The organism is Ensifer sp. EB106-05-01-XG146 (genome assembly GCF_058791875.1).
Genome location: NZ_JBYTDX010000003.1, coordinates 307,156 through 324,480 on the forward strand (window position 1 = coordinate 307,156; position 17,325 = coordinate 324,480).

The following is a 17,325-nucleotide window of genomic DNA, read 5'->3' on the forward strand; positions in this document are numbered from 1 at the left end:
CTCAGTAGAGACGTGCGCCGTTGACCATCAGCCGAACGGCATAAAGCGAACTGGTTGCGCAGATGTAGAGGATGTTTCGCTTGGGCCCGCCGAACACGCAGTTGGCGGTGTTTTCAGGCACTCTGACCTTGCCGAGCAGGGTGCCGTCCGGGTGATAGCAGTGGATGCCGTCGCGGGCACTTGTCCAGATCCGGCCTTCGTCATCCAGACGGAAGCCGTCAAACAGCCCGGCGGTGCAATCGGCAAAGACCTCGCTACCCGACGCGGTACCAGTTTCATCAACATCGAATACACGCATATGCGCTGGAAGATCAGGGCCGTGCGTCCGTCCGGTGTCGACGACGTAGAGCCGTCTTTCGTCAAGGGAGAAGGCAAGGCCGTTCGGCCGCACCATGTCTTTAATGACGGCAGTGACCGCGCCCGTCGCCGGGTCGACGCGATAGACATGGCAGGCGCCGATTTCGCTTTCGGCCTTGTGGCCTTCGTAATCGCTCTCGATGCCGTAGGCAGGATCGGTAAACCAGATCGACCCGTCGGAGCGCACGACGACATCGTTCGGTGAGTTGAGCCGCTTGCCGTTCCAGCGATCGGCGATGGTTGTGATGCTGCCGTCATGGTTCGTGCGGGTCACGCGGCGGCCGCCGTGCTCGCAGGTCACCAGGCGGCCCTGCCGGTCGGTGGTGTTGCCGTTTGAAAAGTTCGACGGCTGCCGGAAGACGCTCACATGCCCATCGGTCTCGTCATAGCGCAGCATCCGGTCGTTGGGGATGTCCGACCAGACGAGATAGCGCCCGGCGGCGAAATAGGCCGGCCCCTCGGCCCAGCGACACCCCGTATAAAGCTGCTCCACGCGGGCGCTGTGGTTGACCAGCCGGGCAAAGCGCGGGTCTACGATCTCGAAATCCTCGGCCATAGGGCTCCCTCATGCGGCAAAGAACGTATTCTTGAGCGTCGCGATATGATAGCGCTATCATTGCGGAAGGAAATAGGCTTCCTTCCGAGACGTCGAAATCACGCTGATTTCGATCTTAAACCGGTGATATTCGGTCCTCCGTAATCCGCAAATGTTACTTTACAATCGCATGTGGTAGCGCTACCTAATTAAGAGACAGCGGTGTTTTCGGGAGGAGACCAGAGCGCCTCGTCAATGGTGAAAGCAGGCATCCAGCGTGCCGGTGCCGCAGGAGTTCGTGCCGCTCGAGGGTGAGTTTCATCCCCGGGCTGGAGAACAAACAAGTGGCGCGCCAATGGGAGGAAATGTCGATGGTGAAGTCACTCGCTGGCGGCATCGTTGCCGCCACTGCCTTTTTCATGCTTGGATCTGCTGCCTATGCAGATCCGGAAATCGTTTCAGGGCCTGCAGCCGAGCCGGAATGTTTCGCGCCGTGGTCGGCGGACACGAAATTCTTCAAGTTCCCGAAAAAGGACGGCCCGTATCGCATCGCACTTGCCAACGGCTACATCGCCAACACCTGGCGTATCCAGATGGTGCAGACCGCCAAGGCCTATGCCGCTCAACCCGACGTCGCAGCCAAACTGAAGGAGTTCAAGGTCGTTTCGACGGGCGAGGATGTGCCGGCCCAGATCTCGGCGATCAACAACTTCATCGACTCCGGCTATGACGCGATCGTCGTCAATGCCCAGAATCCGACGGCGTTTGCGCCGGTCATCAAGCGGGCGAAGGAAGCTGGCGTGGTGCTGGTCGCCTTCGACAACATCCTCGACACCGAGGACGCCATCAACGTCAACGTCGACCAGAAGGGGCTCGGGCAATTGTGGGGCGACTGGCTCGTCAAACATCTGCCTGATGGCGGCAAGGTGCTTGAGGTGCGCGGTGTCGCCGGCACGTCTGTCGATACCGACAGGCACGACGGCATCCATGAGAAGCTCCAGGCGTCGGGCAAGAAGTTCGAGGTCGTCGAGGTCATGGGCAAATGGGACGACGGCGTCGCCCAGAAGGTGACTGCGGACGCAATCGCAACCAGCGGCCCCTTCGACGGCATTACCGGGCAGGGCGGCGACACCGGCATCGTTCAGGCGATGATCGACGCAAAGCACCCCTTCGTGCCTTTCGGCGGCGAAACCGAAAACGGATTTCGCAAGTTCTGTGCGGCACATGCCGCCGACGGCCTGAAATGCTCGTCGGCTGGAACCGGACCCGCGCAAGTGGCCGTCGCCATCAAGACGGCGATTGCCGCGCTCGAGGGTCAGGTGGTGCCGCAGTCGGTCAAATTGCCCTTGGCCATCGTCGAAGATCCGAACTTCAAGGAAGGCCAGGATTATTTCCAGGCGGAGTCCGACAATTTCTTCGTCGGCAATTCGTTCCCCACCTGCGGGATCAATTTCTCCGCCCAGGAGATCATGAAGCAGAGCAAGGATAACCAGTAGTTCGATCAGGATCAGGGCACCGCACAGCTGTGCAGTGCCCTGTCGTCAACAACGGTTTTCCGGAGAGCGCAATGGGAAGCGGCGCACCGCTCTTTCGCATGGAAGGCATATCGAAACGCTACGGCGGGGTGCGGGCGCTTGAAAATGCCGAACTGTCCGTCAGGACCGGCGCCATTCACGCCGTTCTCGGCGAGAACGGTGCCGGAAAGTCGACGCTCATCAAGATCATGGCGGGCGTTGTGGCCGCCGACGAGGGGCAGATGACGCTCGATGGACAGCCGGTGACGTTTGCGTCACCGGCCGCCGCCAACGCCGCCGGCATCGCCTGCGTCTTCCAGGAGCTGTCGCTGATCCCGGAACTCAGCGTCGCCGACAACATCGTTATCTTCAATCCGCCGACCCGGTTCGGCATGATCGACCGCAAGGCCCAGCGACGTCTGGCAGAAGAGGCGCTGGCGCGTGCCGGTGCGGCAGACATCCACCCTCTGGCGCTGGTCAAGGACCTGCCGCTGTCGCGCCAGCAGATCGTCGAGATCGCCAAGGCGCTCGCGCGCAAGCCACGCATCCTCATTCTCGACGAGGCAACCTCGGCGCTCACGGCGGCCGATGTTTCCAAGGTCTTTGCCGTGTTGAAGCGGCTGCGCTCTGAGGGGCTGGCGCTTGTCTACATCTCGCACCGGATGAACGAGATTGCGGAACTGGCAGACGATTGCACCGTGTTTCGAAACGGCAGCAAGGTTGCAAGCTACGCGGCAGGGACAAGGAGCGACAGCGAGGTCATCGAGATGATGATCGGTCGTGAATATCATAGCGTCTATCCACCCAAGCCGGGCCCGCCTGCACCAGCGGCACCCGTCCTTGAGACGCGAAATCTGTCCTGGGCGAACCGCCTTCACGACATCTCGTTTTCATTGCGTGCAGGCGAAATCGTCGGTCTCGGCGGGCTGGACGGGCAGGGACAGCGCGACCTTCTCCTGGCGCTGTTCGGGGTCTTGCGCGGGCTGCGCGGCACGGTTCTCGTCGACGGCAGAGCGGTCAGCATCGGTAGCCCTGCGCAAGCGCGCCGGCACGGCATCGGCATGGCGCTCATTCCCGAGGACCGCAAGACCGAGGGGCTGATGCTGCCGATGACGGTGCGTGACAATCTCTCGCTCGCCTCTCTCGACCGGCTGACGCGTGGCGGGATCATTGATCGCGCCAAAGAAGAGAGCGCTATCGACCGGATGATGACGTTGCTGTCCATCAAGGCGGGCAACATTGACGCGCCGGTCGGGGCGCTTTCGGGCGGCAACCAGCAGAAGGTCGTCATTGCGAAGTGGCTGATGCGGCAGCCGCGCATCGTCCTTCTCAACGACCCCACGCGCGGCATTGACGTCGGCACCAAGCAGGAGATCTACCAGCTCTTGCGGCGTCTGGCGGACGAAGGCGCAGCTATCCTCTTTTATTCGACCGACTATGCCGAACTCATCGGCTGCTGCGACCGGGTCCTCGTGCTCTATGACGGGGCGGTAAAACGGGAGTTGGCGGGCCCTGAGATAACGGAGCGCGCGCTGATTGCGAGCGCACTTAACATTCCGTCCGCAGACCCAAGCCACCGGGAGCCCATCCAATGAACGACTGGCGGTATCGACTGACGGAACACCGGGGCACGCTGGCGGCGGTTGCGATCTTCGTGGTGATGTTCATCATCTACACATCGAACCATCCGGCCGGCTTCACCGCCAACGTTATCCAGACGGCCGCCAACAAGGGCGTGCTGCTTGCCTTTGTCGCGATGGCTCAAACCATGGTGGTGATCACCGCCGGCATCGACCTCTCGGTCGGCATGATCTTCCTTCTCACCAACTGCCTGGCCTCGTGGCTGGTCGTTGGCTCGCCGCTTGAGACGGCCTTCGGCGTCGTGGTCGTCCTTGGCGTCGGGGCTGCATGCGGCGCCATCAACGGCGCGATCGTCATCTATGGGCGACTGCAGCCGATCGTGGCGACGATCGCAACGGGGGCGGTCTATTTCGGCTTTGCCCTGTTGCTGCGGCCTTTTCCCGGCGGATCCGTCAACGAGGGGCTCGCGGATGCCCTGACCGGCCGGATTTTCGGGGTTGTGCCGGCGAGCCTCGTCGCGCTTGCAGCGGTAGTCGTCGTGATATGGGTGCCCTTCAGCCGGTCGGTCTATGGGCGTGCAGCCTATGCCGTGGGCTCCTCCGAGACGGCCGCCTACATGTCCGGCATGCCGATCCGCCGCGGCAAGTTGCTCGCCTACACGCTTGCGGGACTGGTCGCCGCACTCGGGGGGCTGTTCCTCACCTTTTTTACCTATACCGGCGACGCAGCACTCGCCAGCGGCAACGCCTACACGCTGTTTTCGATCGCAGCCGTGGTGCTGGGGGGCGTTTCGCTGTTCGGCGGCAAGGGCAGCGCCATCGGCGCCGTCTTCGGTGCGCTGGCATTCCGCACGATCGGCGACCTGTTGTTCGTTTTCGATCTCGATCCACTCTGGCAACCGCTGTTCCAGGGACTGATCTTGTTGGCGGCCATCAGCCTCGGGGCCCTTGCGCTCTTCAGGGTGCGCAATAGATTGGAGTGGTTCCTGTGAGCGAGACGGCAATGACTGGCGCAACCGGACGCAAATCGACCTTCATACGCAATCTCGACCCGGCGGTGGTCACTGCGTTCGGCTGCATCCTGCTGCTGCTTGTGCTCGGCAGCCTCTATTCGCGCAGCTTCCTGTCGCCGGAGTATCTGCTGCAGCAATTGAAGGTGGCGTCCTTCCTCGGCATCATCGCCACCGGCATGATGCTCGTCATCCTGCTCGGCCAGATCGATCTTTCGGTGCCGTGGACCGTTGCCACGGGCGCGATGATGGCTTGTGCGGCCGCGGCCTATGGTCCGGTCGGGACAGCGCTTGCCATTCCCTTCGGCGTCCTGTGCGGCATCGGCATCGGGCTCGTCAACGGCGTCGGGGTTGCCTACCTGCGCATCCCCTCGATGATCGTGACGCTGGCGACCAATGCCGTCGCCCAAGGGGTGATGGTGGTCTATACGGGCGGGTTCTCGCCGCAGGATTCCGCCACTACAGCCATGCGCTATCTCGCCACCGGCGCTCTGGTTCCCGGTATTCCGAACGTGGTTTTCATCTGGGCGTTGATCGGCGCGGCGATGGTCTTTCTTCTGCGCCGGACGGGCTTCGGGCGCGCGGTCTACGGCATCGGCAATCGCGAGCGTGCGGCCTATCTCTCCGGCATCAACACCCGCCGCATCGTCATGATTGCCTTTGCCGCCTCGGGCGGGCTTTCGGCCCTTGGCGGGGTGCTGCTCGCGGGCTATGCCTCTAAGGCCGCGCAATCCATGGGTGATGCCTATCTTCTTCCGGCCATTGCGGCGGTCGTCCTTGGAGGAACGTCAATCCTCGGCGGGAAGGGATCCTATCTCGGTACGGTCGCGGGCGTCATTCTGATCACGCTCCTTCAATCGATCCTTTCCGTTACGCAGATGCCCGAAGCCGGGCGCCAGATCATCTACGGTGTGGTGATTATCCTGATGCTACTGCTTTATGGTCGCGCGCCGGCGAGCCGGTAGGAATGCGGGCTCGCGACACGTCACTCGGCATCGCACCTTGACGCTGCTCTCGGCGATGCGACGGAGTTCCGCCGCATCGACGGTTGGACAGTGTTCGATGCTGTCGCGAACCACACCGGATTAGAGACCAAAACCGATTGCGCTTCTCGCACGTATATCCCCTGGAGGTCGCTATTCTTCAGGAACGTCATGAAAGCGCGCGCAAGATTTCAGGTAGTCCTAAGCCTGCTGATTTTGATCGGGACCATTTTCGAGCCGCTCAGGGCGATCGCGGACGAGGCGCGCCCGGTTCGCATCGATGTCGGCGGCTTCAGTCTGAACAGCGTACTTCTTAAACCCGGCAAGCAGACGAGCCTGCCGCCGATCGTTTTCATCCACGGTGCCAGCGCCAGTCTTTACGACCCGATGTATGCCTTTCGCGGGAAGCTCGAAGGAAGAGCGACGCTTTTGTTCGTCGATCGGCCGGGACATGGCGGCTCGGATGTCGGCGGATCTGAAAACATACTGCCTGACGGACAGGCGGACGCCATTGCAACTCTTATGGCAAGGCGCGGGATCCCGAAGGCGATCATTGTCAGCCACTCCTTTGGCGGCGCGATCGCAGCGGCCCTTGCCGTGCGCCATCCCGAAAGGGTTGTCGGTCTCGTCTTCCTGTCGCCAGCCGTCTACCCCTGGAACGGCGGCGTCGCCTGGTATTATGACGCAGCAGCCGTTCCTGTGTCGGGTGCGCTCTTCAGCACTCTGATCGCCCCGCCAATCGGCCTTCTTGCGATCGGCAGCGCGACCCGCGCGACATTTGCGCCGAACAAAATGCCGAAACACTATCTGCGTGAAGCCCGGACACTGCAGGCCCTCAGGCCCGCAGCCTTCCGGCACAATGCCCAGGAAGTGGCGGCACTCAACGACTGGACCCGGACAGCAAGTCGGAAATACCGCAACATCAGGGTGCCGACGGTCATCATAACCGGCGACGTCGACAGGATTGTCTCACCCAATGTGCATGCACGGCACCTGGCCCGGGATATCCGCGGCGCGAGGCTTATGGTCGTGCACAATCTCGGGCACAAGTCGGACTATGTCGCAAGCGATCTGGCCGTCGCGGCGATCGAAAAGATCAGTGGCCGGAAAGTCGATCTGAGTGCCGTGGCAAGGACGATTGAAGCGCGGATCGCGGCAGATGGCGAGCGTTGATCACTGGCGGTTGAGGTGCAGGGCCGGCATGGTCGCGCTCTATGGAACGGCGGGCGTTCTGCACATGGCCGTTCCAGCGCCCTTTGTCGCCATCACCCCTTCGTGGGTGCCTGACGCGCCACAGATGATCTTGCTGACAGGACTTTGCGAGATCGCAGGAGCGATCGGTCTGCTGATCCCGGCTCTTCGCAAATATGCCGGCATTGCGCTCGCCCTTTATGCGGTGCTCGTCTTTCCGGCCAATATCAAGCATGCGCTGGACAGCCTGACTGCGCCGGAAGTCGCTCCTTGGCAGTGGCTGTATCACGCCGTCAGGCTGCCGCTGCAACCGGTCGTCGTCTGGCTCGCTGTCTTTGCAGGAGGTGTCGTGACCTGGCCTTTGCGGTGCAATCGGCCGCGACGGCAAGCGGGTGGCTAACGGCGCAGTGCTCGCATAGGTGGCCGAGAGGGGCTTCCGGCTTGGGCACCGAGGTGCTAGTCAAGCTGCCATAGGGATAACCGAAGCTCTGCCTCGAAACCCGACATGTCCTGTCCCGGGATTATGCGCTTGGCTTCCTACAAACGCATCCTTGTCCCGAAAAGGCCGGTCGGGGTCGTCGGTGCCATCACGCCTTGGAGTTTCCTAAGCGCGGTGCTCGCGAGCAAACTAGCGCCAGCTCTGGCCGTTGGCTGCTCGCTTGTCGCCAAGCCTGCCGCACGGACCCCACTGTCGGCCCTTGCGCTCGGTGTTCTTGTCGAGCGTGCTGGCATACCGTCGGGGTAACGTAATCACGTCAACAGATGCCGCCATGGTCGGATCGATGTTCTGCGCAAGCGAGTTGGTCAGGAAGATTTCATTCACTGGCTCGACGAATGTGGGCAGGATCCTGACGCGTCAGGGTGCGATCAGATCAAGAAGCTCAGCCTTGAACTTGGTGGCGATGCGCCGTTCATCGTGCTGGACAATGCCAAATATCGACGCCGCCGTCGAAGGTGTGGTTGTCGCAAAATTTCGCAATGCCGGGCAGACATCCGTGTGCGCCAACCTCATCTACGTCCAGTCCGGTGTCTACAAGGAGTTCTCTGAAAAACTTTCCCGGCGGGTGAGCGGCCTGAAGGTGGGGAACGGCTTTGCCAAAGGATCCAGAATCGATGGAAACGCGCTGACGAAGGTCAAGGAGCATCTAGAAAAGATGTCCTCTCGCTTGGCGCTCGCGTGACGGTTGGCGGCAAATCCGGCGAACCGGGTGAGCAGTTCGTCTCGCCGACTGTTCTTGGGGGGCACCTCCGAGATGAAGGTTGCTCGCGAAGAGACCTTTGGTCCTATCGCACAGCTCTTTATCCTTCGACACGGAGGAAGAGGTCATCGAGATGGCGAATGATACCGAGTTTGGTCTTGCCGGATGTTTCTTTTCCCGCGACGTCTCTCGAATCGGTGTTGCGGAGGCCTTGGAGACCGGCCTGGTGGGCGGGAACACCGGACTCATCTCGACCGAAATGGCTCCGTCCGACGGCATCAAGCAATCGGGTATGGGACGCGAAGGCTCCAAATATGGAACTGATGACTACGTCAATATCAAGTACTTTGCCTGAGCGTCGCATAAGCGTTGGAAGTGAACCCCTGCCACGCGTCCGTTCGCAGCGTCGCTCGGATACTCCGCGAATAGCGGACGTTCAAATGTCGCCAACTTGTCTGCACCCGGACATTGCCGCACCGGCTTCTGATTTCGACGGCCGCTCGACCTGATGAGCAGCGGCAACGGATCAGGCTAGGCCATCCCATATTTAAGCTCGGTCCTGCAATTCCTCTACGACTGGCGCCTCAGCGCGTCAGTCGCAGTGCACGCCATCCTGAATAAGTAGTTTGGCGACAAGGTCCCGAGCTCAAAACCCGGCGAACAAAAGAGTCGTGCTAGTCGGGCAGAGTCTGGGTGGACTAAATGTCCCCGGCCTGTCAAAAGTCCTCGAGGACGCGATCGCCGTTATTTTTAGAACGGGGTCGGGCGACCGATTGACGTCACGTTGCTGCCGCGAGATCACGCTGGCCGTCCTACTATTTATCAGCACCCGAGACTGGTTGAAATCAGCGGCCAATAGCGCGGCGATGGCTTCTTTTGCCCCAAGCGGCTACTCTGCAGCACTTCGGATTGACGTCCAAGAGAGATCAATCATCCTAAGGGCATGGTGAGCCCGGCAAGACTCTAACCTGCGACCCATTGAGCGGGCTCTAACCATCGAGCTACAGGTCCCGCCAGATTACTTCCAAGGGCGGCGAACGCATTAATCAAACTTGAGGGGCGACGAAGCGTCGCAAATCTCCGGCGCTCGGTGGGAGGCCGAGCGGTCCCCGCTCTCCAAAAGTCCAAGTAGCAGGGCTCGAGACGAAATGACTTCGCCCTCGCTGGCCAGATGCTTGAGCGTGGCGACATCGTCGTTGGTTAGGAGGGCCGCAAGCTGGCCGCGGCCATCGAAGGGCAGGATGGCGTCGAGCGCGTCGAGTTCTTCAGCGCGTTTGAGGACGGATTCTGAGGAGGCTTCGCTCATTTCGGCAGGCCGTTGATATAGAGATCGCCGTGTGCCGACATCACGCGGCGCTCCGAACCCGGAATGCCTTCTACGGCGCACAGCCATACATCGTCGATCAAGCACGGTTTTCCGCTCTGGCTCCGCTTGCCGCTTTGTGTGGTCGCCGACACGTCCGCGGGCGCTTTTGGTGGGCCGCTTCGAGCCACCATGAATTCGTCCTCACGCCGCCCGCGATGTCGGTTTGCGAAAAATCGTTGCCCTTGTAGAGGAGCGGTTCTCCCGAAAGCGCCGCAAGAGCATAGGAAAAGCAGTCGCCGTAGTTGAGGCTGGCCGGATGACGTCCCTTGCCATAGCGCCGCCAGGCGCGCCGCGCACGATCGGCATGTTCGGCTGTAACTGGGACGATTTCGACTTCTGCCTTGTAGAGCCAGAGGTCGAGATCGGCGCCTGCGGCCTCCCCAAGTCGAGTTTCGATCACCATGGCAGCCTCTAGGACGGTCGCGCCGGAGATGAGCCTGACGGGGTCGTTCTGCAATGCGCTCTCGCAAAGCCGCCGCTTCCGACGCATTGAAGGCGATGGCGGCAAGGACGGAGGTATCGATGACCATCAGGATGGCAGTCCGTTCTCGTCGTAGCCAAGAATTTCGTCGGCTGTGCGGCTGTCGAGAACGGGCCGAGCGTTCCAGCGTCGCTGAATCGCTTCGAGGTCCTCGAGCAGAGCGGCTTTGCGCAAGTCAGAGCCAAGCCGTCGCAGGCGCTCTTCGAGCGCACGCTTGGTTGCCAGTGTGATGCTTTCACCGGTCCGTTCGGCAAGGGTGCGGGCCAGCTGTTCAGTGTCGTGGTCTTTGATGCTCAGCGCCATTCTTGTCGATCAAGGCTCCTAAATTTTCTATATTCTACCTATAGCACCGTCGCGCCAGCCGACGCGGCCTAATAGTCAATGGCCAATCAGCGATCTGTTACCGTGGAATGCCAATATGGCCGCTAACTAGCCGATCGCGGCTCGCGCCTTATCGTCTTGCCTAGACCGCCGCTCCCCAAAGCAGGCTGAGTCCTGAAGTTACCAGCAGCGCATCCATGATATGGCGAAAAGCCTCTGGCGTGAGGCGGAGAAGAAAAGGTTTCGCTATGAAGGAACCGACCATCAGAGATGCCCCCACCGTGAGACCCTTCAGTACAAGAATAAAAGGAAGTGCTCCCGATCCTTGAAAGGTGAGTGCTTTGGTAGTGTAGATCGCGAGCGAAGCTGCAGCTTCGGTGCCGATAAAGGCTCCCTTGGTCAAACTATAACCGATGAACACCGGTACGGAAGCAGGTCCAGACGAGGCCACGATCCCAGTCAAAAAGCCGATGCACGTTCCGGCTGCGGCCAGATGAGGTAATCGCAAGTGGATAAGGTTTGCGGCCAACCAGCGACGTCCAGGAATCATCAAGAGCAAGAATGATCCAATCGCCGCATCTACTGCCGCTGGCGGCAGGACAAGCATCGTTCGCGCGCCAAGAACCGCGGCAGGAAGGCCAGTAACCGCATAGGCTGCCACAGCTCGCCAATCAACTTCCCGCCACCATGCAAGAATCCGGGAAATGTTCGCTATGACGGCAGCTACCGCCATTATAGGCACAGCTTCTCTTGGCCCATAGAAATAGGCCAACACTGGGACGAGCATGATTGAGGAGCCAGTACCGATAATGCCACTTATGATCCCGGCAAGCAGGCCGATGATTAAGATGAGAAAAAGTCCCATTCGCTATTACACCGAGAGCGCGTGGATGCGTAAGCCCAACCCTATTTCGATTCGAGTTAGCCGAACAAATTCGTACTGTCTAATAAATCGATTGCGCGGCAGTCCCTACGCGCCAGTAGCGTTTGATCTAAATTAATCTGAGCCACGTGTCAGGGGAACAACGCTTACCGAGCAGCGCACTTCCCGAAGGACGGGAAGTGACGGGATTTGAACGCTGCTCATCCCGTCGCTTCAGCGCTGTCGATGGCAAGCTGCGACGATCTTGTGCTGTGGTTGTTTCCGATTTGTGCGTTTAAGATCGCATAATGTACCGACTGGGACGTACGCTTCCGTTTCAGTTAGCGCTCAGGCGTCTACTCGACTTGCAATTCCGTCCTTCAATGTTATATGTAGGTAATTACCTACATGGAGGTGTGCCCCATGAGCATCACGACCCTTTCCAGCCGAGAACTGAATCATGACGTCAGCAGCGCCAAGAAGGCGGCAAAAAGCGGCCCGGTTATCATCACAGACCGCGGCAAGCCTTCGCATGTCCTCATGACCTATGATGAATTCGAGCGCTTGAGCGGCAAGCACCGTAGCCTTATCGAGGCTCTCGCTATGCCGGGTCTCTCGGCAATCGATTTCGAGCTGCGCCGTGTTGAAATCGGACCTCGCGAAGTGGATTTTTCTTGAAGTACTTGCTGGATACCAACGTTATCTCGGAACTACGCAAGGTCGGCGACGGCAAAGCTGATGCCAATGTCGTAGAGTGGATTGGGGCAGAAGATGCGGCTCGCTTCTTCATCTCGGCCATCACAGTCCTTGAATTGGAGCGAGGAGTGCTTAGCGTGCAGCGCCGGGATGCCGCACAAGGCGCGCGGCTGCGCTCTTGGCTCGACGGCCAGGTTCGACCCGAGTTCGCAGGTCGCATTCTGACGGTCGATGATGCGGTTGCGACTCGTTGCGCGCACTTGCATGTTCCCGACAGGCGCAACGAAGCAGACGCCTTGATTGCCGCGACTGCTTTGGTTCACGACATGGCAGTCGTGACTCGCAATGTCAGGGATTTCGAAGGCACCGGTGTCGTGGTTGTCGATCCATGGCAAGGCTGACGATCGTATCAGCCGCCATGCTACCTCCGAACTCAGTCCGTATAATGCTAGGTCCCCTTGGACGAGGCTGCTCTAGAGGTTCGAGCTTGCATTGCGAGTGGCTCCCCTCGCTGAAGCCTCAAGACCCAGTGACGCACTAGGTCACCAACCGCGCCGCGCGCCCATTCTTTCGTTGCGCGTTGTTGAAATAGCGAGCCGCCTGTGTCACGGATTTGTGCAACGACTGCTGCATGGCTTCCGGCAAGGGTATACCTCGATTGGCCGCCTCAGTCAGATACCCCGATCGCAGCCCATGCGCCGAAAACTGAGCCGGATCGAGGCCAGCCTGCTTGCACCGGTCCTTCAGGATCAGATTGACCGCTTGGGGCGTCAGCGCTCGGCGGTCTATATTTCCCCACTGGTCGATGCGACGGAACACCGGGCCTTCGTTTATGCCGGCTTGATCAAGCCACTCCTTCAGTGCGGTAACGGGCCGGCCGATCAGCAGCACATGCTCGTCGTCGTCGCTCTTTGTCCTCTTGGTGCGGCCAAGGCGGATCGAGAGGCAGGGGAGGGGAGGGGAGCTGGCATCAGATGGATTCGTTTGAACAGGTTCTTCATCCGTCAGATCCTCGACGCGCAGGGCTGCGACTTCCGAACGCCGGCGGCCGCCGGAGCCGAAGGCGGTTAATAGCAGTGCTCGATCACGCAGATCGACGGACCGTTCACCGGTGCAGACCTCAAGAAGCATTGCCAGGATATCGACAGTCACGGCTTTTTTGCTTTTGCGCTGTCGTGGCCGCGCGCTGGCGTGAACGGCTAGACGCAGCGCCGACTTGAGTGAGGGGCCATCAAAGGCGCCCGTCAAACCGCGCCAACGGGTGAGAATCGACCAGCTTGTCAGTCGGCGGCGAACGGTCTCGGGAGCGTGTGGCCCGTCGGCGCGCAACAGGCGCTGAGATCGCAGGCTACTTTCCACCGCGACAGGCATGCCGTGGTTTTCGTCCTCGGCGCGCCTTGTCGGATCCCAGAGATGATGGGCAACGAATTTCAAGAGCAGGCTCTCCGGCGCCGGCCAGGGGAGGGGAGTTCCCGTCGCGAACTGGCACCAGGCCTCGAGATAGCCTAGATCGGAGGCGATGGCCCTGAGCGTATTGTCGCCCACGCCTTCGTTGGCGAGATGCTTGAGCGTCGCAACGTCGTCGTCGGTCAAAAGGGCGGCCAGCTGATCGCGCCGATCGAAGGGCAGGATGGCCTCGAGCGCGTTGAGTTCTTCGGAGCGCCTTTCTATTTCCGGGCTAAGACGGTTAGTGTTCATTCTCGAACGGCCCGAGAACCTGGATCCGCTCAGTGCGCGCGGCGCTCGCAAGCTTACGATCGAGCGTGGCAAGCGGTAGGGATTGGCGAACGGCCAGGTCGAGATAGGCGGCATCATAGGCACTCAGGCCGTGCACGCTTGCGAGCTCGAGCACTGAACCGTCTTGTCCAGCGCCCATATCTTCAAGCGGCAGTCGGCGCAGCCGGGCCATCGCGTTCAGGGCCTGGCCGGCGGCAATACGCTGTCGTCGCTCGGCACTGATCAAAATGCTGCGCGTCTCGTGCCAGAACAGATCGGGCACGGGGCAAGGGCTAGATATACGTGCGATGAGCAGCTCGGCCGCCTCGCTGTATTCTTCCGGCAAAAGCCATGCTGCAGCGGTCGACGCGTCGAGGACAAAGGTGGTCAAAACCGCTGACCCTCCCGTTTCCAGTCGAGGATTTCGTCGTTCGTAACCGATTTTGCTCGCATCCTGGCTGCGCGTACCTCGGCGATCAGTGCCGTGAGCTCGTTGTCCTTTTGGACCCGCGAAAGGCGGGCGACCGGATCGTTGCCGCGGGATATGATGACCTCTTCGCCGGCTTCGACACGCGCCAGAAGCTCAGAGAGATGGGCTTTGGCTTCGGCGACCTTGACGGTGACGCTCATAGCAAACTCCGATTGAAATAACGTCTCGTCGCGCAGATTGCGGACGATCTTGAATTTATGCTTCACCTAACGATAGAGGGCGTTCGGGAGTTGGTCAACCTGTAGACCACGTCACTATCGATATCTGATACCTATCGATAGTGATGAGGTGACTCGGGCCACAGCCGGTGTTTCCAAATTTCGACTGGCCGGACGGTCGACCGGACGTCGGCCCGCAGCCGGTCTTTCCGGACTTCGACTGGCCAGACGGCCGTCCGGATGTTGGACCGCAGCCTCTCCCTCCGGATTTCGACTGGCCCGATGGTAGACCAGATGTCGGCCCACAGCCCGTTTTCCCGGGGTTCAACCCACGCAAGCCGACAGCGGCCAAAGGCGGCCGCGTGATCGCAGCCAGGACCCCGGATACCTGTATCGACCCCCGATCAAAAGATTCCAAACAACGCCGCGACCTCCCGACCTGTAGGGATCTCGCTGCCGAAGAAGCTACCGCCCGAAGTGCCGATCGATCATCCCAAGTGCCGCTGACGCCGGGCCGTGATCTGCCCGCGCCCTCACTGTGGAACTTCTGGTCGGATATCCATCGACGACATTTCCGACGAGCGTTTTCACCCGACGAGCTCGTCGTCGGCATGACCGTTTCCTTGGAGGACAGCTCGGCCGATGCGTTCGACGGGACACTTGGCATCGATACCGATGGCTTCAGCTTCGGCCCCTATGCGGCCTATCGCCTGTCGAAGCACTGGGCAATCGACGGATCGCTGACCTACGGGCGCTACGACAACGATATCGAACTCGACCTGCTCAACGGCCAGCAGGATTCGCAGCGTCTTGCCGGCGAAATCTCGCTGCACGGCCAGTACAAGGTTGATGCCTATTTCATCCGCCCCAAGGCATCCGTGAGCTGGTCCCATATCGAAAGCGACTCATACGACCTCTCGGGCAGCATCCTTAACATACCCGTCACCGTCTCCCTTCCCGGCGACAGCTTCAACTATCGCGTCCTCGATCTTTCGACCGAGGTCAGCCGCTACTTCCGACTGCCCAACGGACGTCCATTCCTCGTCTTCACCGAGCTCGGCGCCGAGTACCAGTTCGAGCGGCCCAACGACGGCAAGATCACCACCGGCAACCTGTCGGAAATGACGCCGTCGCCCTGGTCTTTCTCGCTGCGCTCGGGCTCGCCGCGATTCGACCAACTCCGAGAGTGCAGGCTTCAGCACTTCTCTCGACTGCCTCCGGTCAGAAATGATCGGCGCGGATCGTGCATGAGACATGGCGTACACAATGGATGGCGGGCATGCTGCTCAAAGCAGCAGCAGCTTCTTCAAAAACGGAGAGAACCTCCTTGTAAGGCAATCTTGTGGCGCCGGAGGGCGAAGGTGACCCGGACCTTCTCTTTGTTGTCGCAGCCGATTTGTTGTCGCAGCCGATCTCGAAGCCGTCGGAGCACGATCTGATGTTCGAGCGTGAGACAGCGACCTGACCGTCGTGGAGACGATCCTCGGCCGCTCCGGTGTGGCGCACCAATAGCAGGTTATGCACCTTCATGACCCGGTAGACGCGCGGCGAGCCAACCGCACCCAGCCCTTGATTACGGGACGGGCCGCAACACCCTTCGCACCTTCTGCGAGACTTCGTCGAGTGTCGCCATCACCCGGTTCACCTGGGAGAGCTTGAAAGCCTGCCTTGGGCCATACCTGACGGCGTCGTACTCTCTGGTGGAGGAGAGCGTTGCCAAGTGGGCCGCCGTGCGTTTGCGCAGCACGAGCCCAGCATCAATGGCTACCCTGGACTGCTCGCCAAGATCGTGTTGAAAGCCGCGGATCGTCTTGTGGTCGAGGCCTTTGGCAAGCAGGAGCGCATCCAGGTAGAGTTCAACCGAATGCAGAGCCAGAAGGTGAACCGGAAGATGCGCGAGTTTTGGCGAGATGGCACCAAGCTTCACGGCCGCGTCTCTATACTGCGCTGCCAGTGCCAATGTGTCGCAAACGCTTGGCTCCTGGCCCGGATACGCAGGGTCCATCGAGATCGTCCTCCAAGGCTGGTCGAAATTCTTGATGACTTTTGTTGGAAACTTGCCGGTGGAACCGACCGAGAGGCCAGCGCTCTCAGCCTCGTTCACCGATGCGCATGAGATCTTTCAACAGTCTGCGTAGCTCTGGCCAGGGTGTAAGTTCGAGCTTCCGTCCCGGATCGTGCATGACAATCAGGCAATGGAGCTTGGCGGTGACTTCGATCAACGAAGATGGCGCTGTGATCCGCATTACGCGCCCGGCTATGCCCGCTTTATGTGCGAGCTCCTGTTCGCGGGTGACGGCATCACTGTATCCGAGACGCTGATCCGTTTCTCTCCATTGCTTGCGACGCCGGCGAAGCTCAACCCGTGCCTCAGACAGTTGCTCGGTATCCAGCTCGGGGGTCAGTCGATTGATGTCGGCAAAAGAGCGAACCGAGGTGAGCTGATCGGTCCCAGGTATCGATAGCTCGACCGTCGGAATGCCCCCGGTCGCTTTCAGTAGTTCGGTTTCAAGCTTTTGTCTGAGGTGCGTCGCCCGCAGGCGCTGCTGATGATACGCGTACCATCGCGGCCACATCTCTCTGACAGGTGTTGGGCCACTCTCTCTCGGCAGGACGCGCGCTTCATCGATGCGTGCGCTCAGCCAACGTGCGGCGACTGGGAGAAGGTTTCGGCGGTCGATGAGACGTGGTAGGCGTTCGGCAGTGCCATTTGGGGGATTATCTTTTCCACGCGTGATTGCAGGCAAAGTTCTGCTAATCTCAGAATCAGCCATGATCCGAGCTCCCTATAGCTTGAATTGCGGTCAGGCCACGCAGGGTGTCGCAAGCACCGTGCGTGGCCGTTTTATACCGTCGCAGAGAGTTT

General features: G+C 60.4%; 20 protein-coding genes and 3 pseudogenes. 12 read left to right on the plus strand and 11 right to left on the minus strand.

Translation table 11 applies throughout. From position 1 onward, the window contains the following. Nucleotide 1 precedes the first annotated feature (1 nt). A complete protein-coding gene (locus AC3WVQ_RS30175; protein WP_060644216.1) occupies nucleotides 2-913 on the minus strand; it encodes an SMP-30/gluconolactonase/LRE family protein in 912 nt (303 codons plus the stop codon). A gap of 350 nt (nucleotides 914-1,263) precedes the next feature. Here AC3WVQ_RS30175 and AC3WVQ_RS30180 point away from each other — a divergent pair, with 350 nt between their 5' ends. The 9 genes from AC3WVQ_RS30180 (at nucleotide 1,264) to AC3WVQ_RS30220 (ending at nucleotide 8,724) form a co-directional block, all read left to right on the plus strand. Then, on the plus strand, nucleotides 1,264-2,388 hold the full coding sequence (locus AC3WVQ_RS30180) for a sugar ABC transporter substrate-binding protein (RefSeq protein WP_034798635.1): 1,125 nt from the start codon (nucleotides 1,264-1,266) through the stop codon (nucleotides 2,386-2,388). Nucleotides 2,389-2,459: 71 nt separating this feature from the next. Then, complete coding sequence (locus tag AC3WVQ_RS30185) at nucleotides 2,460-4,001, plus strand: sugar ABC transporter ATP-binding protein (protein ID WP_060644215.1); 1,542 nt, start codon at nucleotides 2,460-2,462, stop codon at nucleotides 3,999-4,001. Further along, nucleotides 3,998-4,978, plus strand: coding sequence for an ABC transporter permease (locus AC3WVQ_RS30190; protein ID WP_060644214.1), 981 nt, complete (start codon nucleotides 3,998-4,000; stop codon nucleotides 4,976-4,978). The genes AC3WVQ_RS30185 and AC3WVQ_RS30190 overlap by 4 nt, the downstream gene beginning before the upstream one ends. An 11-nt stretch (nucleotides 4,979-4,989) precedes the next feature. Then, nucleotides 4,990-5,961 (plus strand): ABC transporter permease, encoded by a 972-nt coding sequence (locus AC3WVQ_RS30195; protein WP_089046050.1) that lies wholly within the window; start codon nucleotides 4,990-4,992, stop codon nucleotides 5,959-5,961. A gap of 189 nt (nucleotides 5,962-6,150) precedes the next feature. After that, nucleotides 6,151-7,152, plus strand: a complete 1,002-nt coding sequence (locus AC3WVQ_RS30200; protein WP_034798568.1) for an alpha/beta fold hydrolase — start codon at nucleotides 6,151-6,153, stop codon at nucleotides 7,150-7,152. Then, nucleotides 7,139-7,570: a DoxX family protein gene (locus tag AC3WVQ_RS30205; protein WP_034798570.1), complete on the plus strand. Its 432-nt coding sequence runs from the start codon at nucleotides 7,139-7,141 to the stop codon at nucleotides 7,568-7,570. The genes AC3WVQ_RS30200 and AC3WVQ_RS30205 overlap by 14 nt, the downstream gene beginning before the upstream one ends. 123 nt (nucleotides 7,571-7,693) lie before the next feature. Continuing rightward, nucleotides 7,694-7,915 (plus strand): aldehyde dehydrogenase family protein, encoded by a 222-nt coding sequence (locus AC3WVQ_RS30210; RefSeq protein ID WP_250806301.1) that lies wholly within the window; start codon nucleotides 7,694-7,696, stop codon nucleotides 7,913-7,915. Between the two features lie 25 nt (nucleotides 7,916-7,940). Further along, on the plus strand, nucleotides 7,941-8,351 hold the full coding sequence (locus AC3WVQ_RS30215) for an aldehyde dehydrogenase family protein (RefSeq protein WP_280138782.1): 411 nt from the start codon (nucleotides 7,941-7,943) through the stop codon (nucleotides 8,349-8,351). Between the two features lie 151 nt (nucleotides 8,352-8,502). Continuing rightward, nucleotides 8,503-8,724, plus strand: coding sequence for an aldehyde dehydrogenase family protein (locus tag AC3WVQ_RS30220; protein ID WP_250637419.1), 222 nt, complete (start codon nucleotides 8,503-8,505; stop codon nucleotides 8,722-8,724). A 738-nt stretch (nucleotides 8,725-9,462) separates the two neighbouring features. On the opposite strand, the pseudogene AC3WVQ_RS30225 reads toward AC3WVQ_RS30220, so the two are convergent. The 4 genes and pseudogenes from AC3WVQ_RS30225 to AC3WVQ_RS30240 form a co-directional block, all read right to left on the minus strand. Beyond that, nucleotides 9,463-9,675 (minus strand): annotated as a pseudogene (locus tag AC3WVQ_RS30225) (integrase); the annotation flags it as partial. 214 nt (nucleotides 9,676-9,889) lie between these two features. Then, a pseudogene (locus AC3WVQ_RS30230) lies at nucleotides 9,890-10,265 on the minus strand (type II toxin-antitoxin system VapC family toxin); the annotation flags it as partial. Beyond that, nucleotides 10,265-10,519, minus strand: coding sequence for a type II toxin-antitoxin system VapB family antitoxin (locus AC3WVQ_RS30235; RefSeq protein ID WP_034798574.1), 255 nt, complete (start codon nucleotides 10,517-10,519; stop codon nucleotides 10,265-10,267). The gene AC3WVQ_RS30235 and the pseudogene AC3WVQ_RS30230, both read right to left, overlap by 1 nt. A gap of 160 nt (nucleotides 10,520-10,679) precedes the next feature. After that, nucleotides 10,680-11,402, minus strand: a complete 723-nt coding sequence (locus AC3WVQ_RS30240; protein ID WP_060644210.1) for a sulfite exporter TauE/SafE family protein — start codon at nucleotides 11,400-11,402, stop codon at nucleotides 10,680-10,682. Nucleotides 11,403-11,822: 420 nt separating this feature from the next. On the opposite strand from AC3WVQ_RS30240, the gene AC3WVQ_RS30245 reads away from it, so the two are divergent. Together AC3WVQ_RS30245 and AC3WVQ_RS30250 are read left to right on the plus strand one after the other, a co-directional pair. Continuing rightward, nucleotides 11,823-12,077, plus strand: coding sequence for a type II toxin-antitoxin system Phd/YefM family antitoxin (locus tag AC3WVQ_RS30245; RefSeq protein ID WP_034798579.1), 255 nt, complete (start codon nucleotides 11,823-11,825; stop codon nucleotides 12,075-12,077). Beyond that, complete coding sequence (locus tag AC3WVQ_RS30250; RefSeq protein WP_082584644.1) at nucleotides 12,074-12,496, plus strand: type II toxin-antitoxin system VapC family toxin; 423 nt, start codon at nucleotides 12,074-12,076, stop codon at nucleotides 12,494-12,496. Before AC3WVQ_RS30245 ends, AC3WVQ_RS30250 begins: the two co-directional genes overlap by 4 nt. 136 nt (nucleotides 12,497-12,632) lie before the next feature. Here AC3WVQ_RS30250 and AC3WVQ_RS30255 read toward each other — a convergent pair whose 3' ends face one another. Genes AC3WVQ_RS30255 through AC3WVQ_RS30265 form a run of 3 tightly spaced genes read right to left on the minus strand, consistent with a single transcriptional unit; the run spans nucleotide 12,633 to nucleotide 14,441 of the window. After that, nucleotides 12,633-13,793, minus strand: coding sequence for a site-specific integrase (locus AC3WVQ_RS30255; protein ID WP_051659450.1), 1,161 nt, complete (start codon nucleotides 13,791-13,793; stop codon nucleotides 12,633-12,635). Beyond that, nucleotides 13,783-14,202: a type II toxin-antitoxin system VapC family toxin gene (locus tag AC3WVQ_RS30260; RefSeq protein ID WP_034798583.1), complete on the minus strand. Its 420-nt coding sequence runs from the start codon at nucleotides 14,200-14,202 to the stop codon at nucleotides 13,783-13,785. Before AC3WVQ_RS30260 ends, AC3WVQ_RS30255 begins: the two co-directional genes overlap by 11 nt. Beyond that, nucleotides 14,199-14,441 carry a type II toxin-antitoxin system Phd/YefM family antitoxin gene (locus tag AC3WVQ_RS30265; protein WP_034798639.1) on the minus strand — a complete coding sequence of 81 codons (243 nt, stop codon included), beginning with the start codon at nucleotides 14,439-14,441 and terminating at the stop codon, nucleotides 14,199-14,201. The genes AC3WVQ_RS30260 and AC3WVQ_RS30265 overlap by 4 nt, the downstream gene beginning before the upstream one ends. A 515-nt stretch (nucleotides 14,442-14,956) precedes the next feature. Here AC3WVQ_RS30265 and AC3WVQ_RS30270 point away from each other — a divergent pair. Beyond that, a complete protein-coding gene (locus AC3WVQ_RS30270) occupies nucleotides 14,957-15,898 on the plus strand; it encodes an autotransporter outer membrane beta-barrel domain-containing protein (protein ID WP_492383565.1) in 942 nt (313 codons plus the stop codon). On the opposite strand, the pseudogene AC3WVQ_RS30275 reads toward AC3WVQ_RS30270, so the two are convergent. The 3 genes and pseudogenes from AC3WVQ_RS30275 to AC3WVQ_RS30285 form a co-directional block, all read right to left on the minus strand. Beyond that, nucleotides 15,855-16,007, minus strand: a pseudogene (locus tag AC3WVQ_RS30275) (IS3 family transposase); the annotation flags it as partial. The gene AC3WVQ_RS30270 and the pseudogene AC3WVQ_RS30275 overlap by 44 nt on opposite strands. Nucleotides 16,008-16,032: 25 nt before the next feature. Next, a complete protein-coding gene (locus tag AC3WVQ_RS30280; protein ID WP_234798871.1) occupies nucleotides 16,033-16,563 on the minus strand; it encodes a hypothetical protein in 531 nt (176 codons plus the stop codon). Next, nucleotides 16,550-17,233 (minus strand): hypothetical protein, encoded by a 684-nt coding sequence (locus AC3WVQ_RS30285; protein WP_082584643.1) that lies wholly within the window; start codon nucleotides 17,231-17,233, stop codon nucleotides 16,550-16,552. The genes AC3WVQ_RS30280 and AC3WVQ_RS30285 overlap by 14 nt, the downstream gene beginning before the upstream one ends. Nucleotides 17,234-17,325: the final 92 nt, after the last annotated feature.